Annotated in this window: 4 protein-coding genes and 1 pseudogene; 1 reads left to right on the top strand and 4 read right to left on the bottom strand. The window is 64.7% G+C overall.

All coding sequences use genetic code 11. From position 1 onward, the window contains the following. A partial coding sequence (gene fbaA, locus WAN02_RS02435; RefSeq protein ID WP_422262510.1) for a class II fructose-bisphosphate aldolase occupies positions 1–823 on the bottom strand: 823 nt, incomplete at its 3' end. Positions 824–977: 154 nt separating this feature from the next. On the opposite strand from fbaA, the gene WAN02_RS02430 reads away from it, so the two are divergent. Beyond that, positions 978–1655 carry a DedA family protein gene (locus WAN02_RS02430; protein WP_422262508.1) on the top strand — a complete coding sequence of 226 codons (678 nt, stop codon included), beginning with the start codon at positions 978–980 and terminating at the stop codon, positions 1653–1655. Here the strand turns inward: WAN02_RS02430 and msrB are convergent. The 3 genes and pseudogenes from msrB to WAN02_RS02415 form a co-directional block, all read right to left on the bottom strand. Next, positions 1652–2176 carry a peptide-methionine (R)-S-oxide reductase MsrB gene (gene msrB / locus WAN02_RS02425; protein WP_422262506.1) on the bottom strand — a complete coding sequence of 175 codons (525 nt, stop codon included), beginning with the start codon at positions 2174–2176 and terminating at the stop codon, positions 1652–1654. The genes WAN02_RS02430 and msrB overlap by 4 nt on opposite strands. 22 nt (positions 2177–2198) lie before the next feature. Then, positions 2199–3548 (bottom strand): 3-oxoacid CoA-transferase, encoded by a 1350-nt coding sequence (locus WAN02_RS02420; RefSeq protein WP_422262503.1) that lies wholly within the window; start codon positions 3546–3548, stop codon positions 2199–2201. Further along, positions 3541–3928 (bottom strand): annotated as a pseudogene (locus tag WAN02_RS02415) (fructose-bisphosphate aldolase); the annotation flags it as partial. The pseudogene WAN02_RS02415 and the gene WAN02_RS02420, both read right to left, overlap by 8 nt.

The following is a 3928-nucleotide window of genomic DNA, read 5'->3' as shown; positions in this document are numbered from 1 at the left end:
CGTTCATCTTGACCACGCCGTAGCGCAGCGCCTCCTCGATCTCCGATTTCAGCGAGCCAGACCCGCCGTGAAACACGAAGTCGAACGGCTTGGCGTCGGCAGCGAGCCCGAGCTTGGCCGCCGCCACCTTCTGACCCTGGTCGAGGATGTCGGGACGCAGCTTGACGTTGCCGGGCTTGTAGACGCCGTGCACGTTTCCGAACGTGGCGGCCAGCAAGTAGTGACCGTGCTCGCCGTGCCCCAGCGCGTCGATGGTCTTCTCGAAGTCTTCTGGGGTGGTGTAGAGCTTGTCGTTGATCTCGGCCTCGACGCCGTCCTCTTCACCGCCCACAACGCCGATCTCGACCTCCAGGACGATCTTGGCGGCGGCGGCCAGCTTCAACAGCTCCTGCGCGATTTCCAGGTTCTCGTCGATCGGCACCGCGGAGCCGTCCCACATGTGCGACTGAAACAGCGGATTCTGGCCCGCGGCCACCCGCTCGGCCGAGATGGCCAGCAGCGGGCGCACGTAGGTGTCCAGCTTGTCCTTAGGACAGTGGTCGGTGTGCAGGGCGACGTTGATCGGGTATTTGGCTGCGATGACGTGGGCGAACTCGGCCAGCGCCACCGCGCCGGTGACCATGTCTTTGACGCCGAGGCCAGAAGCGAATTCAGCCCCGCCGGTGGAGAATTGGATGATGCCGTCGCTGCCGGCGTCGGCGAAACCTTTGATGGCGGCATTGACGGATTCCGAGCCGACGCAGTTGATCGCCGGGAAGGCGTACTCGTTCTTCTTGGCACGTTGCAGCATCTCGGCGTAGACGTCTGGCGTTGCGATGGGCATGTGTTCTCCTCCTGAGCAGGTGTGGCGCAAGCCCGCGGCCGCCGACAAGGCGGCCAAAGTCGCCCTCAGTATCGCAACAAGGTCGGGACGTCCGCAGGCCAGCCCGGACCGCGCCTGGTAATCGCCGGTCCGCGGCGCCGGTATCTTGAACACCGTGAGCACCGCCGTGGTGGCCCTGCCCAACATCCTCGACCCGATGTACTGGATCGGTCCTCAGGGACTGTTCGCATCGGCCGTACTGCCGACGATCCTGGCCATCGTCTTCGTCGAAACCGGTCTGCTGTTTCCCCTGCTACCCGGTGAGTCGCTGCTGTTCACCGGTGGTCTGCTGGCCGCGCACGGCACACTGGACATCTGGGTGCTGGCGCCGGCCGTCGCCCTAACCGCGATCCTCGGTGACCAGACCGGATACTTCATCGGCCGCCGGATCGGGCCCGCGCTGTTCAAGAAGGAAGACTCGCGACTCTTCAAGCAGCATCACGTGACCGAGTCGCACGCGTTCTTCGAGAAATATGGGCCCGCGGCGATCATTCTGGCCCGGTTCATGCCGTTTGTCCGGACCTTCACGCCGGTGGTCGCCGGGGTGTCCTACATGCGCTACCCGGTGTACCTGGCATTCGACATTGTCGGCGGCGTCCTCTGGGGCGGCGGCGTCACGGTCGCGGGCTATTTCCTGGGCAACGTGCCGTTCATTCACCAGAACCTGGAAAAGATCGTTCTGGCCATCTTGTTCGTGTCAATGCTGCCGGCGTTCATCGCCACTGGCCGGGCATATCTGAAGCGCCGTCGCGCCGCCAAGGACGACGAGAACCAGCTGACCGTCGCCGACTAGCTCGGCCGGAACGTCATCGCCACGCCGTTCATGCAGTAGCGCAGACCCGTCGGCTGGGGGCCATCGTCGAAGACATGGCCGAGGTGCCCACCACAGCGGTTGCAGAGCACCTCGGTACGCGACATTCCCTCGCTGTTGTCCTGCCGCTCGAGGACGGCGTTGTCCATCGCTTTCCAGAAGCTTGGCCAGCCGGTGCCGCTGTCGAACTTGGTCGTTGACGAGAACAGGGCCTGGCCGCAGCCTGCGCACGCGAAGGTTCCGGAGCGGTGCTCGTCGTTGAGTGGGCTGCTGTAGGGAGTCTCGGTGCCCGCCGTGCGAAGCACGTCATATTGCTGCGGGGTCAGCAGGTGCCGCCACTCCTCGTCGGTGTGGTTGACCTCGAACGTTTTGAGCGGAGCGCTCGGAGCGCCGGCCGCATTGAAGGCGCTCAATGCACCGGCGCCGGCGAGCACGCTGAGCCCGGCGCCGAGCAGCACGCGCCGACGAGTCAGAGCCGAACGCGATGGTGTGGAAGCAGTCATGCTTCCAACATACGACTCGTCCTCAGACGGCCACCGTGAAGTCGCAACCGGTCTTCGCCCGCACATCGGCGACGGTGACCCCGGGATGCAACTCGATCAGCGTCAGGCCGTGGTCCGGCTCGACCTCGAACACGCACAGGTCGGTGATGATCATGTTCACAACGTTCTTGCCGGTGACGGGCAGCGAGCACTGCTTGAGGATCTTCGGGCTGCCGTCTTTGGCGGTGTGATCCATCGTGACGATCACCCTTTTGACGCCTGATACCAAATCCATCGCGCCGCCGGGACCCTTGACCATCTTGCCGGGCACCGACCAGTTGGCCAGGTCGCCGTTCTCGGCAACCTCCAAGCCGCCCAGGATGGACAGGTCGATGTGGCCGCCGCGGATCATCGCGAACGAGTCGGCGCTGCTGAAGAAGCTGGACCCGGGCAGGCTGGTGACGGTCTGTTTGCCGGCGTTGACCAGATCGGGGTCGACGGCATCCTCGGCCGGATAAGCACCGATGCCGAGCAGGCCGTTCTCGGACTGCAACGTGACACTGATGTTGTCGGGAATGCAGTTGGCCACCAGCGTCGGGATACCGATACCGAGATTCACGTAGTAGCCGTCGCGCAATTCCTTTGCGGCGCGCTGAGCCATCCGCTGGCGGATCGGGCTGTCGTTCTTCTGCGCGGCGCCGCCGCTGGTGGTGCGGAACTCGATGCGCTTCTCGTAATTGGCGCCCTCGATGATGCGGTCCACGTAGATGCCGGGCGTGTGAACCAGGTCAGGATCCAGTTCGCCGACCTCGACCAGTTCCTCCACCTCGGCGATGGTGACCGTGCCGCAGGCGGCGATCATCGGGTTGAAATTGCGCGCCGTCTTGCGGTAGACGAGGTTGCCTGATTTATCCCCCTTCCAAGCCTTGACAATTGAGACGTCGGCCCGAATGCCTTCTTCCAGAACGTATTCCGTGCCATCGAAGACCCGGGTGTCTTTGCCCTCGGCGAGGCTGGTGCCGAAGCCGGTGCGGGTGTAGAACCCGGGAATGCCGGCGCCGCCGGCACGCAGCTTCTCCGCGAGCGTGCCCTGCGGCGTCAGCACGAGGTCAAGCTCGCCGGCCAGCACCTGGCGCTCGAACTCCTTGTTCTCGCCGACGTACGAGGCGATCACCTTCGTCACCTGACGCCCCTTGAGCAGTAACCCCATGCCGAAATCGTCGACACCGGCGTTGTTTCCGACAATGGTGAGGTCTTTGACGCCACTGTTCACCAGAGTCTGGATCAGGTTCTCCGGGATGCCACACAATCCGAAACCACCTGCGGCGATGGTGATCCCGTCCTTCAACAGGTCACGCAACGCCGAATCGGCATCGGGGTGGACTTTACTCATTGCTGGTCCCTTCGTCGACGGTCACGGCGTGTGCGGCCTCCATCAGCATCCAACCGGACAGCTGCACCGAGAGGTCACGCTCGGGGATCTCCGAACCGGTGACCGCTCCTCCGACGAATTGTGCCTGCTGCCCGCCGGCCATCGGCAACTCGGCGGGGCGATCCCAGAACGGCCCGAACAGCGGCAGCCCCTCCACCGTCTGACGGTTGTCCCAGGCCGCCTGTGCTGACGTCAGCACGATTTCGCGGGCGCTTTCGCGGGCGTTGACATCGTCGGCCGAGTCGCCGGGCAGCGTGGTGGCGACCAGCGCCAGGTAGCGGGCGGTGATGCCGGCGAACAGCCCGCCGTCGCCACCACCGGAGCCACGCAGCACCCCGCCC

The organism is Mycobacterium sp., assembly GCF_049281135.1.
Taxonomy (GTDB): Bacteria; Actinomycetota; Actinomycetes; order Mycobacteriales; family Mycobacteriaceae; genus Mycobacterium.
The sequence above is the reverse complement of the archived record's forward strand: the minus strand, read 5'-3'. Positions and strand labels throughout refer to the sequence as shown.